The 24,282-nt window shown below is 37.5% G+C and carries 16 protein-coding genes; 2 read left to right on the forward strand and 14 right to left on the reverse strand.

What is annotated here, in order from left to right:
- Nucleotides 1-10: 10 nt before the first annotated feature.
- The 8 genes from A3EM_RS0100715 to A3EM_RS0100755 form a co-directional block, all read right to left on the reverse strand.
- On the reverse strand, nt 11-1,741 hold the full coding sequence (locus A3EM_RS0100715) for an alpha-L-fucosidase (protein WP_020526235.1): 1,731 nt from the start codon (nt 1,739-1,741) through the stop codon (nt 11-13).
- A 2-nt stretch (nt 1,742-1,743) separates the two neighbouring features.
- Nucleotides 1,744-4,116: a PDZ domain-containing protein gene (locus A3EM_RS0100720; protein WP_020526236.1), complete on the reverse strand. Its 2,373-nt coding sequence runs from the start codon at nt 4,114-4,116 to the stop codon at nt 1,744-1,746.
- 153 nt (nt 4,117-4,269) lie between these two features.
- Nucleotides 4,270-5,616 carry an alpha-L-fucosidase gene (locus A3EM_RS0100725; protein WP_044237167.1) on the reverse strand — a complete coding sequence of 449 codons (1,347 nt, stop codon included), beginning with the start codon at nt 5,614-5,616 and terminating at the stop codon, nt 4,270-4,272.
- A 42-nt stretch (nt 5,617-5,658) separates the two neighbouring features.
- Nucleotides 5,659-6,873, reverse strand: coding sequence for a glycoside hydrolase family 88 protein (locus A3EM_RS0100730; protein ID WP_020526238.1), 1,215 nt, complete (start codon nt 6,871-6,873; stop codon nt 5,659-5,661).
- A gap of 235 nt (nt 6,874-7,108) precedes the next feature.
- The gene (locus A3EM_RS0100740) at nt 7,109-8,989 is read right to left on the reverse strand and encodes a RagB/SusD family nutrient uptake outer membrane protein (RefSeq protein ID WP_044237172.1); all 1,881 of its coding nucleotides are present in this window, start codon (nt 8,987-8,989) and stop codon (nt 7,109-7,111) included.
- Nucleotides 8,990-9,012: 23 nt separating this feature from the next.
- A complete protein-coding gene (locus A3EM_RS0100745) occupies nt 9,013-12,249 on the reverse strand; it encodes a SusC/RagA family TonB-linked outer membrane protein (RefSeq protein WP_044237175.1) in 3,237 nt (1,078 codons plus the stop codon).
- Between the two features lie 397 nt (nt 12,250-12,646).
- On the reverse strand, nt 12,647-16,753 hold the full coding sequence (locus A3EM_RS0100750) for a two-component regulator propeller domain-containing protein (protein WP_020526242.1): 4,107 nt from the start codon (nt 16,751-16,753) through the stop codon (nt 12,647-12,649).
- A 327-nt stretch (nt 16,754-17,080) separates the two neighbouring features.
- Nucleotides 17,081-17,977 carry a LysR family transcriptional regulator gene (locus tag A3EM_RS0100755; RefSeq protein WP_020526243.1) on the reverse strand — a complete coding sequence of 299 codons (897 nt, stop codon included), beginning with the start codon at nt 17,975-17,977 and terminating at the stop codon, nt 17,081-17,083.
- An 81-nt stretch (nt 17,978-18,058) separates the two neighbouring features.
- On the opposite strand from A3EM_RS0100755, the gene A3EM_RS0100760 reads away from it, so the two are divergent.
- On the forward strand, nt 18,059-18,679 hold the full coding sequence (locus tag A3EM_RS0100760; protein WP_020526244.1) for an NAD(P)H-dependent oxidoreductase: 621 nt from the start codon (nt 18,059-18,061) through the stop codon (nt 18,677-18,679).
- Nucleotides 18,680-19,227: 548 nt separating this feature from the next.
- On the opposite strand, the gene A3EM_RS0100770 is transcribed toward A3EM_RS0100760, so the two are convergent.
- The 3 genes from A3EM_RS0100770 to A3EM_RS0100785 form a co-directional block, all read right to left on the reverse strand.
- Entirely contained in the window at nt 19,228-19,836 is a 609-nt protein-coding gene (locus tag A3EM_RS0100770; protein ID WP_020526246.1) for a hypothetical protein, read from the reverse strand.
- A 347-nt stretch (nt 19,837-20,183) separates the two neighbouring features.
- Nucleotides 20,184-20,702, reverse strand: a complete 519-nt coding sequence (locus tag A3EM_RS0100775; RefSeq protein ID WP_020526247.1) for a hypothetical protein — start codon at nt 20,700-20,702, stop codon at nt 20,184-20,186.
- 418 nt (nt 20,703-21,120) lie between these two features.
- Nucleotides 21,121-21,630 carry a VOC family protein gene (locus A3EM_RS0100785; protein ID WP_020526248.1) on the reverse strand — a complete coding sequence of 170 codons (510 nt, stop codon included), beginning with the start codon at nt 21,628-21,630 and terminating at the stop codon, nt 21,121-21,123.
- A 121-nt stretch (nt 21,631-21,751) separates the two neighbouring features.
- On the opposite strand from A3EM_RS0100785, the gene A3EM_RS0100790 reads away from it, so the two are divergent.
- Nucleotides 21,752-22,063, forward strand: coding sequence for a winged helix-turn-helix transcriptional regulator (locus A3EM_RS0100790; RefSeq protein ID WP_211211933.1), 312 nt, complete (start codon nt 21,752-21,754; stop codon nt 22,061-22,063).
- A gap of 74 nt (nt 22,064-22,137) precedes the next feature.
- On the opposite strand, the gene A3EM_RS47400 is transcribed toward A3EM_RS0100790, so the two are convergent.
- The 3 genes from A3EM_RS47400 to A3EM_RS0100805 all read right to left on the reverse strand — a co-directional run bounded on the left by A3EM_RS47400 (nt 22,138) and on the right by A3EM_RS0100805 (nt 24,180).
- Nucleotides 22,138-22,275, reverse strand: a complete 138-nt coding sequence (locus A3EM_RS47400) for a hypothetical protein (RefSeq protein WP_020526250.1) — start codon at nt 22,273-22,275, stop codon at nt 22,138-22,140.
- A 12-nt stretch (nt 22,276-22,287) separates the two neighbouring features.
- A complete protein-coding gene (locus A3EM_RS0100800; protein ID WP_026210023.1) occupies nt 22,288-23,325 on the reverse strand; it encodes a serine hydrolase domain-containing protein in 1,038 nt (345 codons plus the stop codon).
- Nucleotides 23,326-23,421: 96 nt separating this feature from the next.
- The gene (locus tag A3EM_RS0100805) at nt 23,422-24,180 is read right to left on the reverse strand and encodes a riboflavin biosynthesis intermediates N-glycosidase (RefSeq protein WP_020526252.1); all 759 of its coding nucleotides are present in this window, start codon (nt 24,178-24,180) and stop codon (nt 23,422-23,424) included.
- Nucleotides 24,181-24,282 lie beyond the last annotated feature (102 nt).

Genomic DNA, 24,282 nt, shown 5'->3' on the forward strand with positions numbered 1-24,282 from the left:
TAAAGATTTCTTAATTAACCGGTGTCATCACCACCTGCTTTAAATTCACCGGATTCCAATTTCCGGCAATAGGTTTAAAGGTGATTTTATAACTTCCAGGCTCTGAAATCTCAAACGCCCCGATTTCTATAGGCTCAAATTTGTCATATCCACCAGTTGCAGGGATTTTTACTTTCTCTGTTTGTCCATCTATTTCCACTGTAAATTCAGTCTCTGCCTGCCCGGCAGTTAATGATGTGACCTGAAATTTGCCCGGTTTATCAATAGCAAAATTCCAGTAAACTACCGCAGTTTCACTGGTCCAATGGCCTATACAATCTTTAGAGCTATTGTAGCGTGCTCCTGGCCCTTGTAGATTTTGAAATTGGGCCCGTTCGGTATGGAATGCAACCACACCATCTTCATTTTGTCCAAAAGGTTTTGGGGGAATCGCATTTGGGGCATTCACAAGCTGAAGGACAACTACTGAGTTAATTGGATCGGGGGCTTTTCCCGCAAGATTTACCACAAGTCCGTCTTCCCCCGATTTGGTTTTAAATACTTTTTTACTATTTGCTAAAAGATACGCTTTTTGAGCCTTATTTTTTATGGGAACTAGCAATTTCCCATCGGTGGGCCAATCGAATATATGGAGATAAAGATTTGTTTTACCATTTACAGCTTTCATAGTAATATATCCCCAGTCGGGCTTGCCACATGGACTGGCTTCAGTTTCATAAATCGATTCACTGTTAGTATTCATCCAGGCACCCACAGCTTTCAGGTTTGCAACAGCCGTTGGGGCTAAAGTTCCTAAAGAAGTTGGACTCACATTTAATAAATAATTTCCACCCATACTGCTGGCATCCGCCAAGTTTCTAAGCAGGGTAGCTACTGGTTTAAAATTCTGGTCATCACTTCTGTATCCCCAGCTCCCGCTAATAGGCTGGCATATTTCCCAGTAATCGGCCTCAGGCTTTTGCTTGGGCAAATGCCTTTCATAGGTTTTATGGTCACCCGGATATTCATCCCCAAGCCTGTCGTTGGTAATGATTGCCGGTTGCAGATCGGTGGAAATGTGGTACAAACTGTCAATTACCTCTTTGCTCATTTTCCTTGGAGTATCCCACCAGAAGATGGCAATTGGGCCATACTCCGTTAAAAGTTGCCTTACTTCAGGAAGTGCCTTTTCCTTCACATATACATCCGTACTCACCCGCTGCATCTTTTTATCCCAGGTATTGCCCATGCCACCCGGATGACTCCAATCCTGTGCCTGTGAATAATAAAACCCGAATTTAATATCCTGTTTGGCACACTCCTCTGCAAGTTCTTTGAGTACATCACGCTTAAATGGCGTAGCATCTACTACATTAAAAGGATTACTTTTTGAATCGAACATGGAAAAACCATCGTGATGTTTGGAGGTAATTACCATATATTTCATTCCGGCTTCCTTGGCCAGCCCCACAAAAGTTTTGGCATTGAATTGAGTGGGATTAAACTGATCTGCAAACTTTTCGTAATCGTGCAAAGGAATTTTGCCTTTATTCATAATCCATTCTGCACTATTAGTTTGAGCTTCGCCCTTGTAAAATCCTGCAGGAACCGAATAAATACCCCAGTGTATAAACATGCCAAAACGAGCATCTGTCCACCACTTCATACGCTCCTTATCCGTTATTTCCTGAGCCTTTCCTGTATTTGAAAATACCACAAAACCGTAAATAAAAACTAAAACTATTATCTGTATCCTTTTCATAATTATTTCTTCACTTTAACTATAAGTTGTTCCTCCGATTGATTTCTCATCACCAGCATATTCACCGCAGGGGATTGATTGTATTTTTTAAGTGTCCAAAAAAAGTCTGTTATATTTTTTATTTTATGCCCTTCTACCTTCAGTACCACATCCCTGCTTTTTAGTCCATCCCCCTGGGCTGCATAACTTCCCTTCCACATCTTCAAAACAACAACCCCTTCCGGGGTATTCAGGCCATAGGCGGATTGCTCCTCTTTTGAATCTACACTTTTAATTTCATTGCGTAACCAGGAAACCACCGGGCTTGAATTTCCTTTTATTTCATCCATGTTTTTCAACTCAGGAATTTCCGGAGTTTTTGCCAGTTTTTTCAGCTGAGGACTCACTACCCCAAATTCATCCATAGGGAAATTTTTGAAACCCAGTGCCAATGCCGGAGAGGTTGCTTTCACACTAAAATTGAGTTGATCCGGATTTGAAAATTGTGGATCTCCAAAAGAGCTGTTCGCATCTATATTATAAATCTGGGCTTTCATCAGGGATTCCTTGTCGGGGAATAAATTGTAGTCAATTTCCTTTCCCCAGCTTAGTACATTCACATCTTTATATGAATCACGTACAATATTTCTGAGAAATACGTCCTCACAATTGGCAAACCATACATGTGGATGAAGGGTGTTGTTCACAGTAATATTATTTTCAACCACACGGTTAAATCCCTCTCTTAATTTGATCCCGCCATTCAGGCATAAGTTATTGTAAATATGGTAATTTGAGGAGCCATCATCAAGATCGATATCCCAGCCATGATCACAACGAAAGCGGTTATTCCTGATAATGGTAGTGTGAATCGCATCCCACTTGGGCATGTCAGGATTTGCCTGGGTAAGGCTATCCATTTTGTTCCGTTTCGGAAGCCAAAAACGGTCACGCCCCCAGGAATTAAAAGACCCATGATCGCCCGTTTCCAAAACGGTGTTAAAAACATCATTAAATTCCAGAATATGCCCACCCCAGGTTCCATCTCCAATATTGATTCCGGCTCTGGGGACATCATAAATGCTATTGTGGCAAACTGTGATATCCATTGCCATAGCAATTTGAACACCTGCAGTTTGTTTTTCAATCCTTCCAATTCTGTAAATCAAATTGTCTTCAGCCACACAATCCTTGGGATAAAATTCATTTTTTGGGCCTGAAACTGTATCCATCTCTTCCAGGGGAACAAATTCTCCATATTGAAAAGCAGGAGACCTCACCGCAGAGGGGTGCCCTATAAAACAGATGGCACTTGCTCCACAGTCATGAATATGATTTTCTGCGATTGTAATATTTCTATTATATCCACTGATGAAAACAGCATTTCCACCCAAATTAGTAAACTCACAGGCAGACACTGAACAATTTTCCGCATTTTCTATCAAAACTGCTCCTCCCCGGTAAATCGTCCAGTCACTTCGCAAAAGCGGCTCGTAGGATTCCAAAAAAGTTCTTTGGGAAAATTCAAACCTTATTCCTTTTATAGCAATATTTTGCACAGGCGACTTCTCTTCTCCTTTAATTTCAATCAGACTTTTTAATACCGCTCCTTCATATTTGGCAGTCAATAGGTCTATTCCATTTGCAGGCCAGTAATAAATTTTTTGAGTGGTTTTGTCTAAATACCATTCTCCCGGACTATCCAATTCTTCAAACACATTTTCCACCATCCTGTATTCCTCATGAGGTGGTGAGGGACGATTATTCTGAAAACCACCTTCCAACACCGGATTTCCCAAACTATCGATGCTGGTGATCACATAATGAAATCCTCCCCATTTCCCTCTGTGCATGGCATGGAAAATCGCCCCTGCTGGATTTGCCCAGGATTTTACTCGTTCCCGTGAAATGGCGTCTTTTGCGTGTCCCTGCCAATACCCCCCATTTTCATCATAATTGGGATAACGGGCTAAAATTTGAGGCTTATTGTTTACAATGAACTGGTCAAAATCAATATCCTTAGATAAGCTGGCCTCATATATATGTTGGTCAAACTTTTTCCAGGAAAGGCTTAAAGGAACACTTCCTTTTACAATTACCCGGGAATTTCCTGCACCCTTTATTTCCAAACCATTTAATGAAGGATCTATGCCAATTGGAGCGGATAAATGATATTCCCCAGGCAAAATATTAATAACTACTTTAGCTTTATTATTCCCCTGTTTGATTTGACGGGCTTTCAAAATGGCGTCTTCAATTTTTAGAAAAGGCGCATCCTTAGTCCCTTCCGGATCTTCTTTGCCATTTTCAGCCACAAAGATTTCAACAGCAGGCTGATTACAGCACTGCCAAATGAGCGAACCCAGGAGCAATAAAATATAAAGTCTACTTGTCATGATGCAAATTTTTGGGCAAATCTTATCTTTTTTTTGAAGGTAATGATCATAGGGTTTTACACCTAAATACCTTTTGTACAGGCTGTGCCAGGAGCACCCATACTTTGGCTAAAAAACCAGTGTACACCCTGTTATAATATTCCCCAGTGCAGTCTATTTTACATTTTCCAATAACGCTAACTTCACCACTGTAGCAATAGCATCAGGAGCTTTTTTGGGCAAATAGATGATTGTGCCTTCCTCTACTGTATCCATCTTTAATTTCTTTCCGGAACCTGATAAAAGGTTTGCCTTTTTCACTTTAATATTTCCTTCAAGTAACAGTTTTCCATCTTCCGGCCAATCAAAAATATGTGCATATAATACACCTTGTTTACTCGTAAACCTTCCCCAATCCGGCTTTTTAAATGGGCTTAAACCTGCTCCATAAATAGACTCCCCATTTACTTTCACCCAATCTCCCATTTCTTTTAATCTTTCTACACTTGGTGAAGGAATTAGGCCTTCCGCAGTTGGCCCCACATTAAGCAAAAGGTTACCTCCTTTGGAAACAATATCGATCAGATTATGAAGCAAAACTTCAGTACTCTTCCAATTATGGTCTGTAGCTTTAAAACCCCAGGTATTGTTCATGGTTAAACAGGATTCCCAATCCGTGCTCAAGCCTGTTTCCGGAACTTCTTTTTCAGGGGTTCCAAAATCACCTACATAATTTCCTTCTTTATTCATCCCTTTCATGCCATTTCTCCCCTTATCCACCCTGTTGTTGACAATAATATTGGGCTGGGTGTCCAGTATTAATTGATACATTTCCTTACCCATTTCTGTGGTATAATCCGGAATCCATTCCCCATCAAACCACATCACCCCTACTTCTCCATATTGAGTGAGCAATTCTTTCACCTGAGGTTTAAAATAGTTCTCATAATATTTGGGAAAGTTTGGATTGGACACGGATTGGTCCCTTTGCCCGGCATTGTAATTTGGGAAAAGTGGAGCCTGTGCATCGGGGTGATGCCAATCGGTAATCGAATGATAAAAGCATAATTTTATACCTTCTTTTTTACAGGCTATTGACAACTCCTTCAGAATATCCCGCTTAAAAGGTGAAGCATCCATAATATCATAATCAGTCACTTCAGAATCCCACAAACAAAAGCCATCATGGTGCTTGGAAGTGATCACCATATATTTCATCCCGGCATTTTTGGCTATGGACACCCATTCATCTGCATTGAATTTCACGGGGTTAAATTTGGCTGCAAACTGCTCATACTCCGCAATTGGAATATCCAGTTTGTCCATGATCCATTCTGCATTTCCCCTTACCGTATCTCCCTTATAAATACCGGCAGGTTCTGCATATAATCCCCAGTGGATAAACATTCCAAACCGAGCCTCTCGCCACCATTCCATCCTTTCATCATCCGAAAGATTTTGAGCAAAAGCGCAATTAATTTGGGAGAGAAGAAAAAGGCTAATTATGATCAATTTTTTCATTAAAGTCATTTTGGAAAATTTCAGTTTTTTCAATTTAATAATCTACATACCTGCTAAATTCCCGGCATCCTGCATTTTTTTAAGTCGCATTAATGCTTCCAGATAATAATAGTCTGCGTAAATAATGGATGCATCTATTTCTGTTCCATTAGGTTTGTGGCCGGTAGAATGAAGTAAAAATGCCTGATTCTTATCTCCACTCAGATACTGTGGAGTGGATAATTTTGTCATCAAATCAATGGCTGCATTTCTATATTTAGTTTTTAATTCTTTGTCTTCTACAAATTTTGAAAGTTCTAACATACCAGAGGCTGCAACTGCTGCGGCAGAGGCATCTTTCGGGGCATTAGGAATCTCCGGGTCATCAAAATCCCAATAGGGAATACCATCCGCTGGCAATCTATTGATAAAAACATCTGCCAATTGCTGAGCAGTTTGTAAAAATGTCTTGTCCTGGGTTTCTTTAAAACACATGGTATAGCCATAAATTCCCCAGGATTGTCCTCTTGCCCATTGGGAATCATTGGCATAGCCCTGATGAGTCACTCCTTTAATAAAATGACCGTCTGTTGTATCAAAAACTGCCACATGATAAGTACTGTAATCTGATCGGATTAAAGTTTCCATCGATCTTTTTGCATGGTTTACCGCAATGTTGTACAATTCTGGATCTCCTCCATTTTTTGAGGCCCAAAATAAAAGCTCCAGATTGATCATATTATCGATAATGGTATTGTGGGGCCAGTTCATTTTTTCTCGCATGGCTGGCCAGGAAAGGATGGTTCCCACTGTAGGATTATAAAGAGTGGCAAGGGAATCTGCCGCCTTTAACAATAAATCATGGTATGCCGGATCTTTTTCTAATCTATAGCCATTACCAAAACTACAGAAGAGCATAAAACCAAGGTCATGGTTATCTACCGGAACATCAAGTACACCTTTCAATGGCGCAGTATATTTTTCGGCATTTTTAAGTATAGTAGCATCTCCTGAGGCCTCATAGGCATACCACAAAAGCCCAGGCCAAAATCCACTTGTCCAATCATGAATTCCAACCTTATTCCATTTCTTTTGATCCGGATAAATATTTCTTGGAAGGTTTTCTGCATCGGGCAAATCGGCAATGCTCATTTTAACTTTTTCAACACAATAGTTCAACATACTATCGGTATCCAGTGTTGCTTCTGCTGGTTGCTTAGTAGAACAGGATTCCAGAAATACCAACAGACATATTGGAATTATATAAATTATTTTCATCACTTTTTATCTTGGATTAGACCATTGAGAAATTCTTTTTTATTACCCATACCGGCAGAGCTGAACAGTAAATCTCCAATTAAAATTAATCCGTCCTCTTTCATTGTTTATAGAATAAATATTTAAAGAAGTTGAATAAAGTAAGCCCTAATCCTATCCGCCATGAAATCCCTTACTTTAATCAACTTCAAATAGCCGGCAGGTTAACTGCCGGCTATCGATTGAAATACACCCATTACCACTCAGGGTTTTGCAATAAGTTAGGATTCAATTCTATTTCATTCAATGGAATTGGATCTATGTAATTCTTTATGGAAAAATTGCGGTTTCCTGCAGCATCAATAATCAATGCACCAGGTTTAGTAGTCGCAATTCCCGCATAGCTGGAAACACTTTGTTCAGTCTGCGTAAGCCCATAAGGCCAAACACCATCCGCATAAATTAATGTACCAGGATTTTTGGGATTTTCAGCTGTTTCGTACTCTGTTCCAGTGATATAGGTAATACATACATTTTTATTCAATTCATCAGGAGCGATATTCCATCTTTTTAAGTCATCGAATCGGAAATTTTCCCCAAATAATTCAATGGCCCGCTCTCTGCGAATTTCACCCAACATATTCAAATCACCATAAGGTCCGATTAAGGCATTGGTTAAAGGAGCTACTCCAGAACGCTCTCTGATTTGGTTGATCGAAATATCCAGATCTCCATCTGAGATTGTTCCATTGCCCAATTCCACAGTAGCTTCAGCATAAATTAACAACACTTCTGCATACCTGATAAGGGGATAATTAAATGACTCCTCTCTGGTTTCCCTTAACATATATTCTGTGGTAAACTTACGCCCCATATAACCGTTGTTCCTTGGTGAACCAGGACTTGTAAGGTTGGGAACATACCGGTAATCATATTCAATTCCACTGTCTTCAAAATCAACTCCATATTGCGCTCCTCCACCGTCTGTATTAGAGCCCCATCCCCAATATTGTTTTAAAGGTTCCCTGATCAGTTTTATCCTAAGGTCACGATTTTCAAATTCTGAAGTCATCATGTCATAGCCCTGAAATACTGATGAAAACTGCACAGGTAATCCATCAGCACACAAATACATATCCATCAACTTTCGAGAAGGTGTATGCGGTTTGGCATGCGTAATATTTTCATTAATCCGTCTTAATGTAAAATCATAAACTGTTTGAAATATATACTCCCTGTTATCTGCTTTGGTCAAACCACCTGGGTTTGAGCCCCCGTCTTCCAAATTAAACAGATAGTAAAGGTGATCATCACCAATATCATGACGGTGATCCCAAAGTTCATACGCACCACTATTCATCACATCAAGAGCAGCTTGCTTAGCACCTGCAAACATATCCGTAACACTTGGATAACCCGCTGGCTTTACCGAACCGGCACCTGTGGTAACACCGTCACCATCTGTAGCTTCTCCCACATATTTTTCCCATGTCGCTTCATAAAGCAATATCCTGGCTTTAAATGATTTAGCTGCTTCAAGGGTAAGTTTCCCCTGGCTTTCTGCACCCATTGTATTCTGAGAAGGCAATCCTTCAATAGCCATGTCCAGGTCTTTAATCATCTGGTCTACCACTTCATATCTGCTATTTCTTGCCTGGTAAACTTCATCAGAATTTACATCCAATGAATTTGTAATCACTGGCACTCCCCCAAATCGCTTAAGTAAATTGTAATGGTGCCAGGCCCTAAAAAAGTGAGCCGTAGCTACGGAAACAGCAATTTCACTTTGTTCTCCAGGATATTCTTCCGCTTTTTCTATCAACTGGTTTACCGCTCGGAGTTGAGCATAGTTATTTTTCCAAATATCATCGGTGGTAGGAATTATCGTATTTCCCCAGGCATAATTTTCATTGTCACCAATGTTGTTCGATAAATCCGTTTGCTCATCTCCATCCAAAAATGCCAACCGAGTATAAAAATAATTTGCGGCTGTTTCGAACTGATCTGGTGTTTGGAAATACACCGCTTCACTTACGGTAGATTCAGGCAACTGATCCAAATAGTCTTCACAACTACTCAACATAAATCCGAAGAGTAAAATAGTAAGACTGCATATTTTGATATATCTATTTTTCATTTTCTTCATATTAACATTTAAAATTAAAAGGTAACTTCAAGCCCGAAGATTACAGATTTGTTATAAGGCACGGTATTTCCCTGATGGGCACTTGTAGTCATCTCCGGATCCATTCCATCCTTCACATTAGAAATCACGAATAAATCATTGGCAGTAACAGAAAGCCTTACCCTATCGATTTTGGCTTTAGCAAGTAACTCCTGAGGAAGGGTATAACCCAAGGAAAGAATTTTGGCTCGCAAATAAGAGGCTTTTACGACATTAATGTCATTAGGGTGACCATAATTCCAGTTTTTTCTATGTCCGTTATAAAAAATTGCAGGCCATTCCGCTCCCTGATTACTTTCAGTCCAGGTATTGCCTAAGAAAGCACTGTTTTGATTCATCCACCATCGGCTAAATGGAAATGCCAGACCACCTGTTCTTAATACATTTTGGTTAGCCACTCCCTGGAAAAAGGCACTAAAATCAAACCCTTTCCATTGCGCTCCCAGCCTGACACCTAAACTGTAATGAGGGTTGGCATCACCAAAATAAACCAAATCATCTTCATTAATAATTCCATCACCATTTACATCCACACGCTTCACTGTTCCAGGAACCAATCGGTTAGGGCTTCTGTAAGGAGGAAGTATGGTACCTGATTTCATGTTATTTTGGTCATTTTCGCTTTCAAACCCATGAGCATTATAATAAGCCAAAACCTCCTCTTCTGTAGAAAGTATGCCATCTGTAACATAGGTATAGATGGAGTTTAGTGGTTTACCTTCTATACTTGTATTCAACCCTCTCACAATTGCGTTTGCACCTTCCATTCGGGTAACTTCACTTTTGGTATCCCATACCATTACTCCAACATTGTAAGCAACTGACCCAACTTTGTCTTTCCAATTTAAGGCAAGCTCCCAGCCTTTGGTGGTAAAATCTCCACTATTTGTTTTAGGAGCAGTTGCACCCAGTACCTGTGGATAGGTCACATTCACCAACATCCCCTTGTTTTCACGAATAAAATATTCAGCAGTACCACTTAATTTATTATTCAGGATAGCAAAATCAAGGGCAAAATTGGTGGTGGCAATACGTTCCCAGGTACGATCTGTGGTAGTCATGCCACTGATCCAGGCAGTATTGGCCAGGCTTGGAGACGCTCCAAAAATTGTGGATCCGGCTCCCATATTGGAGATATAGTCATAAGCCCCAATACCTGTTACAGAACCTGTTTCACCATAGGAAGCCCGCAGTTTTAAGTTATTAAACAAACCACCTTTCATAAAACCCATTTCAGAAATTCTCACACCCACAGAACCTCCGAAGAAGTTCTTCCATCTATAATCCGGGTGCAATTGTGATGAACCATCTCTTCTGGCTAATGCTTCAAAAAGGTAAATCCCATCGTAATCGTAATTAAATCTTCCCAGATAAGATATCAGACCAACTGTCCAGCTTCCAGTCTGGAAATCACCTTCTTTTCCCGCATTTTTTTGTGTGGTAACATCTCCTGTATTGAGGTCATCCAAATCGTCTGAAGCCATGTTCGAACGGGACATGAAGCTTCTGGTAAGGTCATCCTGCTGAGCTGTAGCGCCAAGTGTAAACCCAAGGTTGTTTTTGCCCAGGGAAAAATTGTAATTACCCTGCAAAGAATGCATCTGGGTAAAATCCTGAGTCTGATATATCTTCATGTATGAAGTCAACAATGTGGTAGGTGTATAGGAAACATTTCCATCCCAATCATACATGGTTACAGAGGTTTTCCTTTCCTTTTTTTCTGTATTACGCAAGCCTGCATTGATATCATAACTGAAGGAAAGCCCTCTTACATGTTTATCCAGATCAAGCGTGATTTTACCTCCCAGACGAAGCACTCTGTCTGATGTTTTTGTTCTTCCACCTTCGTCAAGTTTGGCTAACATGTTATTGGCACCAAAGATATCATAATACTGCCCCTGTGGATTGTATAGAGGGAAAAGATACATATCCTGAACACCTTCCCCAACACCCTGGGTTGGCCCATCAATTAACCTGTCGTCATAAGAAACATTAAACTCAGCCCTTAAAGCATCACTGATGTCATAACCCAAATTAGTTCTGAAGTTAAACCTTTTTGCTCCATCATAAACAAACTCAATTGGAGAACGCTCATCATTATAACCGAAGGAAGTCCTATAGGTCACTTTTTCATTTCCACCAGAAAGAGCAAGATTATGCCTTTGAGAAGCGGTAGTACCATAAACTGCATCATATTGATTAACATCAGCAAATCGGTGATCCTTGCCAAGCCAGAAATAAGACTCCGGAGCCATAGGCATGGTACCATCAATAATAGACACTAATTCATCTCTGGTAAAAAAACGATAATTTGAGGCTGCATCCACAAAATCACCGTTAGCATCCTGATAAGTAATTCCATCATTATCACCCGCTTCTAACCATAGTTGCGCCCACTCATTCAAATTGGCAACTGGAAAATCGTTGGCATAATTTATCTGGTATTGGCCACTGTAGTCTACTTTTACACTGCCTTGTTTCCCTTTTTTGGTGGTCACCAAAATAACACCTCCTGCAGCTCTGGTTCCATAAATCGCTGCGGCAGCATCCTTCAATACGGATATATTTTCAATATCATTAGGGTTTATGGTAGAGAGTTGCCATTCGGGAACAATTAATCCATCTAAAACAACGAGTGGAGAAACGCCATTAACCGAAATGTCCCCTCTGATTTTTATGTCTAAACCTTCTTGCCCAGGTCGGGAGGAAGTTCTGGTAACCACTAAACCAGGAACTTCTCCCTGCAAGGCCAAAGCAGCACTGGAAGTCGGTTTCGACTTGATAATATCATCCCCTTTAACCTGCACTACAGATCCTGTTAAGGTGGCTTTTTTCTGTGTACCATATCCCACTACCACCACTTCTTCCAGTTGTTCCATGTCAGTTTCCAGCGCAACATTTATTACCGACTGTGCCCCTACAAGCACTTCATGTGTCTCATATCCGATAAAACTAAACTGAAGGGTGGCTCCTTCGGGTGCTTCCATTACGAATTCCCCATCCAGATTGGTGGTGGTACCACTTGATGTCCCCTTTATTAATATACTTACACCAGGTAAAGGTTCCGCATTATCCGCAGAGGTAACTGTACCACTTATCTTCTGTTGCTTGCCATCTGGTGGAGTTTTCAATTGAGGGGGAGCTGCGTAGATTAAATGAGTTGTGACCATTGTTACGCAAAGTACCATGATCAACTTTAGAGTTGCTTTCATTTTCATGTAATTCAATGTTTAATTATTTAAAAAATCAATTATTATAAGATTGGCACCCTATAATTTTAAGGGAAGACCAAAGTCTGACCTTTTTCAACTTATTTAGTTGGTTATAAATAAGTATGCTTTAGCGTTCATTTGAAAGGGAGAGTAGAAACAGTATTTGCCTTTCATTTTGATTTGGGTAATTCTTCAATAGTAATCATTCATCATAGTCTAATTTTTTTCATTTTATATTTACTAAAAGGATAAAATCAATTGATCTAAAAATCATTGATGAACAATTATAGGGAGAGCGGCAAAATTGAGGTATAAATTATCATCCAACGATGATAAATTATGGTCCATTTTTAAAGCAAACGGCTATAGATGGCAACCAGAGGCTATTTTAGGAATATTATTTTTGGCCCTGGGAATATTCATTTGGAGTAACTCCATACATTTCCCGAAAGGTTTTGCTGAAATAAGCAGTGGAATTAAAGCCCGATTTATAAGCAATTTCCTTAATCGAAAATTGATTTTTGGTCAATAAATCGGAAGCATATTTCAATCGGATCGTACGAATAAAATGACTGGGGTTTTGACCAGTAAGTGAATTTATTTTTCTAAAAAACTGAGAGCGGCTTATGCCTATTTTTTTAAGCAATTGATCAAGGTTAAAATCAGAATCACTGATATTTTCTAAAATTATTTTTGTCGCATTATCAAGAAAAACCTCATCCAGGGTATTATTGGTAATTTCACTTGAAGGCGTAATTCCTCCCATTGAAGCAAATTTATCCCGAATCCTTTTTTTCATTTCCAGAAGGTTGTTAATCCGGGCCATCAATACATTCATATTAAATGGTTTAGGGATATATTCATCCGCACCAGTTTTATAGCCGTCAATTTTATCTTCTTCAAGACTTCTTGCGGTCAGGAGGATTACCGGGATATGGCAAATCTCTATTTCTGATTTAATCTTCTGACACATTTCAAAACCATCCATTTCCGGCATCATGACATCACTTATGATAATATCAGGATAATGCTTTCTCACCATTTTCAGTCCTTCTTTGCCATTTACAGCCTCTTTAATTTTAAACTTGTACCCCAATTCTTTTTTCAGGTGCATTCTCAATTCTCTGTTATCTTCTACCAGTAAAATTAATTGTTGCTTTTTGGAAGACTGGTCTGGCTCGGACTCAGCAGAAGGTACGGTCTGGTCTGTTATGGACATGTCATACTCCACCGATTTGAGCAGGTTTAAGTCAGGCTTGTAATTACTGATATCCAGCTTCCTGATTTTGGAAAGTGAATTTTTAGTTTTTAACTGTAGCGGCAGGTGAATAATAAAGGTACTGCCCTTCTTAAATTCACTTTCCACCATGATCTCTCCTCCGTGAAGTTCTACAAGGCTTTTGGTAAAATTCAACCCAATTCCTGTTCCGGTTTTCGTATTATCGGTATGAAAGAACCTGCTAAAAACATCCTTCAATTGTTCTTTTTTAAAACCCAATCCGGTATCACTAACCCTTATTTCAATGGCCTCATGAATTGAATTTTTCAGCATAAAACTGGATTTCTTTATTTTGGAAACCGAAATGATTACCCTGCCTCCAGGGTTGGTAAATTTAATCGCATTGGAGAGCAGGTTGGTCAGAATTTTCTCAAATTTATCGGGATCGAAAACGGTTTCCAATTCCCCTAATGAACTGACAAATTCCAAATGTATGCCTTTTGTTTTGGCCAGATCATGGAATAACAAACAGGTATCTTTTGTAAATTTTAGAATATCTGCCTTTGAAAGGTTAAGCTGTTCTTTTCCCAAATCCAGTTTTCTAAAGTCAAGTAATTGGTTTACAAGCATTAAAAGCCTTGAGGCGCTACGCTGTATGGTAAGTGCCGAATCTTTCACTTCTTCAGGATCACTAAACGAAGCGATCATTTTATTCACGGGATTAAGAATGAGCGTAAGGGGTGTCCTAAACTCATGAGAAACATTAATAAAAAACTGCAGCTTTTGCTGATCCAGTTCATGTTCTTTTTCCTCCCTCACCAACCTGGTATAGTATTTTATCCCCAACCAGAAAATTAAGGCCAACACAATCACATAAGAAACATAAGCCCACCAGGTCCTCCATGGTGGAGGTAGAATTTCAATATTGAAAGAAGCGATAGTAGCCTTATCCCAATTTGCGTCTAAAGCCGCCCTGACTTCAAAAGTATAATCACCCGGAGGAAGGTTGGAATAGTTGGCAATTCTGTTTGTTCCCGCTTCAATATAATTTTCATCCAGCCCAATCATTTTATAGGAATATCTTACCCTATTGGCATTTTGATAATGCAAAGCCACAAATTCGATTCCTATATAAGTTTCATCATAATTAAGCTGAAGGTCCTTAGTTTCGGAAATTGAATTTTGCAAAAGCACTCGCTCATTGATCTTTTCCCCAACGTTTACGACTTTATTGTTCAGTCTCAACCTGGTAATTTCCAGTAACAAATTATTTTGATCAGTTTCAATTTCTGATGGATTAAACAAATTAAATCCATTTATACCCCCGATTAGAATTCTATTATCGGAAGTCCTGCTAATAGATTTACTTTGGAATTCCATTCCCTGTAATCCATCCTGAATATTGAAATTTTTAATTTCTCCCGTTTTAGTATCCAATCGGGCAAGGCCGCTTTTAGTGGTACACCATATAAATCCATCTTTATCCTCAGTAATTCCAAGGACTAAATTTCCAGGCAACCCCTCCTTTATCGTATAGGATTGTACCAAATGTAAGTCTTGAGTCAATTGGTGCAGACCAAGATCAGAACCCACCCAAATATTTCCCGAATGATCCTCATACACATAATTAATCCGATAGCCCTGCAGGTTTTGCTCATTTATGGTTTTAAAATGAATTTTTTCCGGAATAAAAGCGTCCAGTTTGGTTAAATCAACCATGCACAAACCAAGTGCAGTACCCACAAATAATCGGTTTTTGGAATCAATAAAGTTTGAAAAAACAAAATTACTCAGGAGACTGGATGAATCTCCCGAAATGTTTTTGTAACTATAGAATTTTTCTGTCTTGGGGTCATATAAATTCAAACCTGCCGTTTGGGTGCCCAACCACAATCGTTTCAGGGAATCTTCGGCAGCACACCATACGGTATTTTGTCCGATGGTGTTTGGATTTGAGGTATCATGGAGAAATCTTTTGGAATTGCCAGTTTTGGGGTCAAAGTTATTCAATCCACCATCCCAGGTACAGACCCAAATAGTATGATCATGGCTTTCTGCTAAGAATAAAATCTTGTCTGAACTTAGTGTAAGGCCGTTATCCGGGTCTGAATAAAAATGTTTAAAATCCTTCTGTTTTTCATCAAATAAGTTTAATCCCCCACCATCAGTTCCAATCCAGATATTACCCCGGCTATCTTCCAGGACAGATTGGGCAATATAATCACTTAAACTATTTGGATTGCCAGGCTGGTGAAAATAATGTCCAAAGGAAGATTTGGATAAAGCAAGTTTACTAATTCCCTTATTATAAGTGGCAATCCAGAAAGTACCTTCTTTATCCTCCAAGATATTGGAAGCCTGATTATTTGGCAGTGAAAAAGGATCAACAGGATTATGTTCGATGTGTTGCACTAAGCCTTTTTCTTTACTAATCAGATATACTCCAAAGCCATCCGTAGCTATCCAGATCAACCCTTTTTTGTCCTGATACATATGGAAAATTGGAGTGGGTGTATCTGTATATGACACCGACTCAAACTTATCTTTTGCCCTATCCCAAAGCACGAGCTTTGATAAATCATTTCCAATCAGAAAATCTCCATCCTCATCTATGAGCACAGATTTTGGAATATGATCCAGGAAAGAAGAGGAAGGAGAATTAATTTTTATCCTTTCAAAATTATCAGTTTTATGTCGATATAAATTAAGGTATTCTCCATTAGTAATAAACCAAATATTATCATTTTCATCCGCAACAATTCCGGTAATATTGTTATTATCTATAGAATGAATATCATTTTCATTATGATGGTAATTTATGGAATTCATTGTCTGATAGGAATCCTGATCCACAACGGATAATGAGATCTTACTCAATCCATTTCTTGTAGCTATCCAAAGTCGGTTGGACTTCTCATCGAAGTGTAAATCATTGATAACGTCCCTGGTATTAATCGAATTTGGACGATTATGAAAAAGCTTAACCCGAATAAAACGCTCTTTTTGTTTCTGGAAAACATTTAAACCATTATCTGTTCCAATCCATAAATTTCCATCACTGTCTTCCTCAATGGCATTTATTCGATTATTGCTTATAGAATAAGGATCATCTAATACAGGCCTGTAAATTTCAAAAGAATACCCGTCATATCTATTTAGGCCATCTATCGTTCCGAACCACAAATAGCCCTCTCTATCCTGGTAAATTTCAACACAAGTACTGCTGGAAAGCCCTTCAAGGGTTGAATAATTCTCAAACTTCAGGTTATCAAATTGAGCAAACAAGTTAATGTTAAAGCACAATAAAATCGCAAAAAAAGTTGTAATGCTAACCTGGGGTAAATATTTCACAAAAATGGAAAGTGTTTTTTCAACTTATGATTAATTCTACAAATTTAAACATTCGGGATAATACACAAAGATTCGCTTAAAGTTTGGAAATATTGATATTGGAGGAGTTTCTTTTTACTTACTCCAACTATCACAAAACCCTGGAATACTTAACTAAAAGTAACGCCAGCTTGTAAATGAATTTAGCCTTTATTATTTTGGTAAAGTTATGGAGTGAAGCAAAAGGAAAAATTTAGTAATGTCCTCCTGCCCCACCAGAATTTAACACTCATTTGCTGAAGTAGTTTTTTTAAACTCATCCATAAACTGATTAATTTCATTCAAATTTCTGTTCTTTAACTTATAGGAATAAAACAAATTTTGCTCTATTAATTTTGTTGATATAAAGGGTAATTTGATTAGATTCTCTTTTAAATAGTCTTCGCAATATTGCTTTGGAACAATACTAAATCCTGAATTATTTTTTAAAGCCTCTACAATGTTTATATAGGATGGCAAAATATATCTTGGGATAATTTTGGCACTTTTATTAAAATTAGTTTCCCAAAATTTTTTAATATCTGCCTGATCATTATCGTATACAAACCAGGTTTGTTTTTGCAACCATGCAACAAGTTGAGTTTCTTTTTTTGTGATACCTGCGGGTAAGTTTATGGAAGGAGAACAGATTAAAACTAATTTTTCGCTTTTGATCTGTGTAAATAAATGGTCATAATTGTTATGTTTTTTAATTCCGACTACTAATTGGATTTTATCTTGTTCAAGAGCCTCAACTAGTTCTGCTTCAGTTCCAAAGAGCGTAACTATATACATATCAAAGGAATAAATTTTATTCATTAGCTCTTGATTAAAAAAATCGGATGTGCATCCAATTGAAATCGCCAAACGAGCTTTTTTTGCCCTTTGCCCTGAATAATATTCCACCTTTTTTAATTGTTCTATAGGATTACTGATTTGGGAATATAAAAATTTGCCATATTCAGTAGGTGCTAATTTTCGAGTCGTTCTTTCAAATAGTTTTTTGCCTATATGGCTTTCTAAAGCGGATAAATGTTTGCTAACTCCTGGTTGAGTCATATTTAATTTTTCAGAAGCCTCTGTTATGCTTTTACATTCATAAATAGAACTAAAAGTCCTCAACCATTCTAAGTTAATCATAACGAATGTTATTAATTTTCAAACAAAAATAATAAAAATTATCAATCTTGTGATTTTATATTTGTTGAAAAATAAAAAATTATGACACAAACATTAGTTATTAGTTATACTCCAAGAAATGGTTCTTATACAAAAGTGCTATTTGATGAGTTTGTTAAATTAGCAAAGGGAAGGACAAAAATGAAACACCTGTCTTTAGTTAAAACACCACCTGATTTACTGTTGGAAGAGAATTTGAATTTAATAATGGAATGGAACAAGGGCAAAAGAGATTTTTCAGAACAAGAACTCTCTATTTTATCCAATCATCATGATCTAATTCAAGATGTTCTTGAGGCAGACTATTTATTACTGGCTTTTCCTATTTATAACTTCACAATGCCTGCAACAGTAAAAGCCTGGGTAGATGCGATTGTAGTGAGCGATAAGACTTTTTCATTTAGCCCTGAAACCGGATTTAGCGGTCTTTGTGGTGGAAAAAAAGCGTTATCAATTATCGTGAGTGGGTTTGACTACAATAATTCAGGTAATATTAAAGAATACGCTTCCTCCACTATAAAACAAAATTTCGATTTTCTGGGAATTCATTCTGAACAGGTATCAGCATTTGGAGTTGACCAAAACAGAGACCAAATAGATACAATTTTAGAGAAAGCAAAATATGAAATAAAAACTTTTATTGATAGTTGGTTTTCCAACTAACGATATTGTCAAACGCAGTAGTTCCGAATAGGCTTATCTCGTAAGGGTTTCCGAACAAATAGTTTTGGGATGGAAAATTAAAAAAACCTTCCCCTACCCTCGGAGTGCCGAACCACTTCCAGAAGGGGAAAATGATTTACAACTTAAAATTTTAATATGTTTAATTATAAAACTCAGCTCATTTTTCAAGGTAAAAAACAGACTCAAAGTGACTTTCCCCCTTGATGAGGGGGTTAGGAGGAGGAAATTGTATTTTCTCTCTAATTACATTTTTAAAAACCCTACAAGATTAGCCGAATAGGAGCTATTGGTGTTTTAAAAAAAGGGAAAGAATTGCTAATCGATTCCTCTAAACCCGGCTTTAAAAATGAATGCTGAATTGGGAAATCACTCCGAATAAAAAAGCACTCCTACAAACAAGAAAAAATTGAAATTACACAAAGCTTATTCCGGATCTGACCCCCATTGGGTTCGTTCAACACCGGGGAAAAATACTTTAGGAACTTCGGGCCTGCATGAATTTAATTCCCTATTATTGCCAGTAGTTTTTATTCCTTGAACCGATTGCTTTTCAGTTTTTGATTAGCCTTATTTCTTATTTTTTTTGTAATTCCGTTTTCTGAAAACTGCAATATTATTTCCCGGGTTAATTGGTTATGGTCCAGGATATGATTTTGAATTTTTGCACTCCCATTTTCCATTACTTTTTTAATTAACCCTGTTGATAATCCGTTTTCTATTAATTCCAGACGATAAGATTCAGATAGTTCATCTACAATTCCTCTTTTTTTAGTTATTCTTGGATCTTCATAAATAGGTAGAACCCGCATTAATTCTTCCAGTTTTTCTACAAGTTCTAACCTTGATTTTGTAACAAAAGTTAAAAATGGATTTTCCCAATTTGGGTCACTGTAAAACTCGTAAGTTTTTGAGTTAAAATTTTCTACAAAGTTTAAAACTACTACTTGAAACTCGCCATTCAAATCTCGTTCAGGTCGCCATTCCACATCAATCAATTTTAATCTCGCATTATTTCGAAGCATCAATAAACTTGAACCTTCAAAATAGTTTTCATAACCTACTATTGGGTCAATTTCATAAAGTTGATTATAGCATACGTGCCAGCCAGCTTCTATTCTTAGTGGTTGAAGGTTCATTTATTAATTATCCTGGTTATTCAAATTTCCTCACGAATATAATAAAACTTCCCAGACTACCATTTTCCCTATTTCATAGCCGCTGAATCAAACTGGACTTGAAGTTTTGCCTTATACGGCTGGGCAACATTCCGCTTTTTGATAGAGTTTTTCATTGAGCATTCTAAAGGGGTTGCAAGGGTTTACATTTGAAGGCTACACAAACAAGAAAAAAATTGAAATTACACAGACCTTTTGCCGGAGTTAAACCCATTAGGTTGGTCCAACACAAGGAAAAATTCAGTAGAATCTCCAGACTTTCCGGAATTTGATTCCTTATAATTTAACCACCGGCTTTTATTCTTTGATTAACAATCATTTTTGTTATACAGTAAATCATCAAAAAGGATTTCGTCCAGGTTTTCAACAGAAGAATTGTCTAACTCTACTTTTTTCAATTCTATTTTAAATTGTTTTTCGGTGTTAGGACTTATCCATTTTCCATTTAAAAAATTTCCATCTTCTTCTAAAAATAAACTACCAGTAAAATTGTCCTCAATCATACAGTATTTCTTTTTTTGCTTATCTGTTGTAACATTCAGCAATATCCACTTTTCCTGATTATCATATTTATACATTGCATTTAAAATAGTCAAATTTCCTCCACAAGGATGGTCCTGCTCATTAATATACAAGCTGATATTAACGGTTTCATTTAGCGTTCCTTTGTATAAGGTAGTTCTTATAAAATCAGAATTATCACTGGTTTTTTCGAAATTAGATTTAGAATGACCTTTTTGGATACCCACTTCTGAATTTGAGATAGGAGTGTCTGTATTTTTAATGTTTAGAGATAAAATAGCAAATAGTATTAATAGGAACTTCATTTTAGTTATTTTTTGCTTGTTACTAATTTTTTGAATATGGCAATTTGCGAAATTTAGTCCGAAGGATTAAATCCGCAGGCGATTTATTATCTACTTTATTGAGCCAAATCTAAAGGTAGCAAAATTGGGTAAAAACTAAAATATTGTTGTTCTACTCCTCAGGCACTTAGGAGAAGCGAATACCCTGCGCTTAATACATTTCATATTTAATCCCAAAAGATGGAAAGGGCCAACTGCGGATTAATCAGGGAAAGGCAGGTAAAGACCGACTGGTGGTACTTTCCAAAAAGGTATTGGGGGAACTCAGTTTTTTTCCAGATCTAAACCCCATTAGGTTTGTTCAACAGGAGGAAAAATTCAGTGGGATCCCCCGACCCCACATGAATTTGATCCCTTATTATTAGCGACTGGTTTTTTATTATGAATAAGCACCAGAAGAATATGTCAATTCATAACTATGAGTATAGATTTCAAAAACAATTCCGAACGGGTCTTCCACATAGCACATTTTGAAAGGCTTTTCATTCGGATAATATTCTCTAATTGGCATTCTTTGTTTTCCACCGTAAGACAAAATTTTCTCAATCAATTCTTCAATATTTGGGTCTTGTACACAAAAATGAAATAAACCCGTATTAAAGGGGCTAAATTCGGGTGCTTCTTTAATTCCATTCGGAAAAGAAAACAGTTCAATTCCAATTCCGTCTGAAGTTGCTAAATGAGCAATTTCAAATTCAGTCCAATCGTTTCCGAAAACGTCAATGCACATTTGTCCAATAGCAGTTTCGTTTTCCTTTTTGACTTTTGAAGGCTCCATAATAATGTACCACCCCATTACTTCCGAATAGAATTTTACTGCCTCTTTTATATTAGGAACTGTTATTCCTATATGTGAAAATGATTTTGGATAATTTTTATTAGTTGTCATAAATTATATTTTAGGTTACAAAATTAAACTATATTTGCCCAACAGGCAATAACTTACCCAAAAGTGGTATAGTTACCTAAAAGAGTAAATTAATGATAATCAACAACATAACATTTAAGTTTTGAATAAAAATAATATTTGTCCATTAGATTACACAATGAATTTGATTGGAACAAAATGGAAACCTCTGGTTTTATTTCACTTATTAGAAGGCGGTTTACGTTCAGGAGTATTACAGAAGAAAATTCCTGGAATTTCAAATAAAATGTTTACCCAAACAGTAAGGGATTTGGAAAAAGATGGGCTTATTTCCAGAAAAGTTTTTCCTGTTGTTCCACCTAAAGTTGAATACTATTTAACAGATAGGGGGAAATCACTAAAGGATATTTTAAGAAGTTTGGATAAATGGGGCTATGAAGATTGTCAGAATTAATTGAATAGTCTCGATTTCAAACTTGTTGGGTAGAGTCTGGTAGCCCTTATCACTATAAAACAGCATGAATCAGCCTACATTACCCTCACCGACACAGCCGTTTGTTTTTCTTCAGGGTGAACATCAATTACCTTGGTAGGATTTACACCCAATGGAAAAGCACCACTCCATGGCGCATCAACACTTAGGAATGATGACCCATAAATCCCCATTCATGGCATTTGTTATAAGTTTTTTTGCTTTCTCAGTATTTTGACAATCCTACTATTTATGATTTCTGATAAGTTCCAATTGTACAGTTTAGGATCGGTTGTGCTGTAAAACTCAATAACAACAGCATCAAGGTCTTTGTGATATTTTGCGAAGCTTTGGTATCCTGGAACCCATCCGGCATGTTCATACTCATAAATGGAAGCATATATTTCCTGTTCCTCTGGTTCAAACAATGAACCATCGTTCAATGCCCTTAGGAAAGTACCCACGTCTTCTGCAGTCGCTAACATGCCATGTTCATCTTCCTTTAAATCATAAGGATGCCCTACATGATAACCACTCATCACATCGTCTATATTTACGTCATGAAGCGAACGGAAGGTATTGTCAAGATTTAGCGGTTTTAGAATTTCTTCCTGGATAAATTGAAAGTTTTCATAACCTAGCACATCATCCATTATCTTATTGATTAACAGATAATTCGTATTACAATATTCGTAGTCTTCCCCGGGTTCAAAGTTGGCTGGCTTGTCCAGAATCAATGCAAGACTTTCTTCATAGGACTGTGTTGGAGCTGACCAAAAATTTGGAGCGTCTGTAAAATTGGGAATACCACTTCTATGCTGTATCATCAACCTCAATGTGATTTTGTCTGAGTTTTCTATTCTTCCTACAAGATTCGGTAAATAATCGGCAATTGTCTTATCCAGAGAAAGCCGTCCGTCACTTACCAATTTTGTAACAGCCACAGCATCATACAGCTTGCTGATGCTGGCAATTTTGAAAAGCGCTTTGGGGTTGGCCGGTATCCTGGATTCTCGATTGTGCCAGCCGGAAGCCAAATACTGAGGAGGATTACCTGCTTGGTCTATACAAACAATTATTCCGTCAAATCCATGTGTAATGGCTTCATCTAATTGTTCTTGAAGCGTATCCGGAAGCGGAAGTATCCAGGCCTTAACCAAAAGCCATGGAACGAAGAACAAAGAAACAATAGTTCCAACTAGTAGTGTGATTCTGATGATTAGTGTTGTTCGTTTCTTCGTCATTTATTTCAGATTGATGGGATGTTTCTCAATATAAAAATTTAGCAGAGGCCCTGGACCCACCTGATTTTGGCCCCTTTTAATTGTAGAGCGTTTTTTTTATTCATTTTCATACCAACCTTTCCATTCTCCGTTTGCTGGGTAAGTCAATTGGTATATTTTCCTTTCAGATTCTGTTAAATTATCCAAATATTTACTCAATTCCATAATGTGAGTTTCTCCATATCCCATTCTCCAACCAATACTATATTTATCTATTTCGGGATATGCCAACCAAGGTGGTAGAATCGGATTTTCAAGAATTTTAAATTCTCCAATTTCGTTAAGAATATCTCTTGTTTCCATTAAAGCATATCCGAGTAAATTCAGTCCATTCCATAAATATGGTATTTCAGCATTTTCGTCATTTTGCGCAAGCCCAATTCCCCAAATTCTATCCACAGGACTTGCCTCAACTAAAATCCGGTCATTTGTGTTTATCAAAAATTCCGATAGCTCATGATTTTGACTAAACTTGTGGAAATTACCTCTAATTACTATTTCAAATCGATTCTCTTCCCAAATCCTTTGGTTAAAGTTTCGTACTTTTCTTCCAAGTTTTTTTACTTTTCCTGCTTTTTCTGATTCGATTATTTCCTGATAAATTTCTTTGTCGCCAAACAATAGAGCTTTTTCAGCCATCATATAGTGTTCGGCTGTCAAAAACTTAATTCCATTAACCCCGAATTCAGATTCGTACCATTGACTGAAACAAGATTTTGTAATTCGGTCAGACTTTTGGTGCCCCCAAAAAAGAAGATATTTCAGGTTTTCTCCTGCTTCAATTCGTCCAATTATTTTCTCGTTCGTGTAGTTCATTCAAATTAATGGCAACATTTCGCTATCTACTACCAATTAGAGTGGTTGATATTCGCATTATAATTATATTGGCTAATCTAATAAATTTTTAATTTTTTGATG

This window comes from Flexithrix dorotheae DSM 6795, from assembly GCF_000379765.1.
In the GTDB taxonomy this organism is placed as follows: Bacteria; Bacteroidota; Bacteroidia; order Cytophagales; family Flammeovirgaceae; genus Flexithrix; species Flexithrix dorotheae.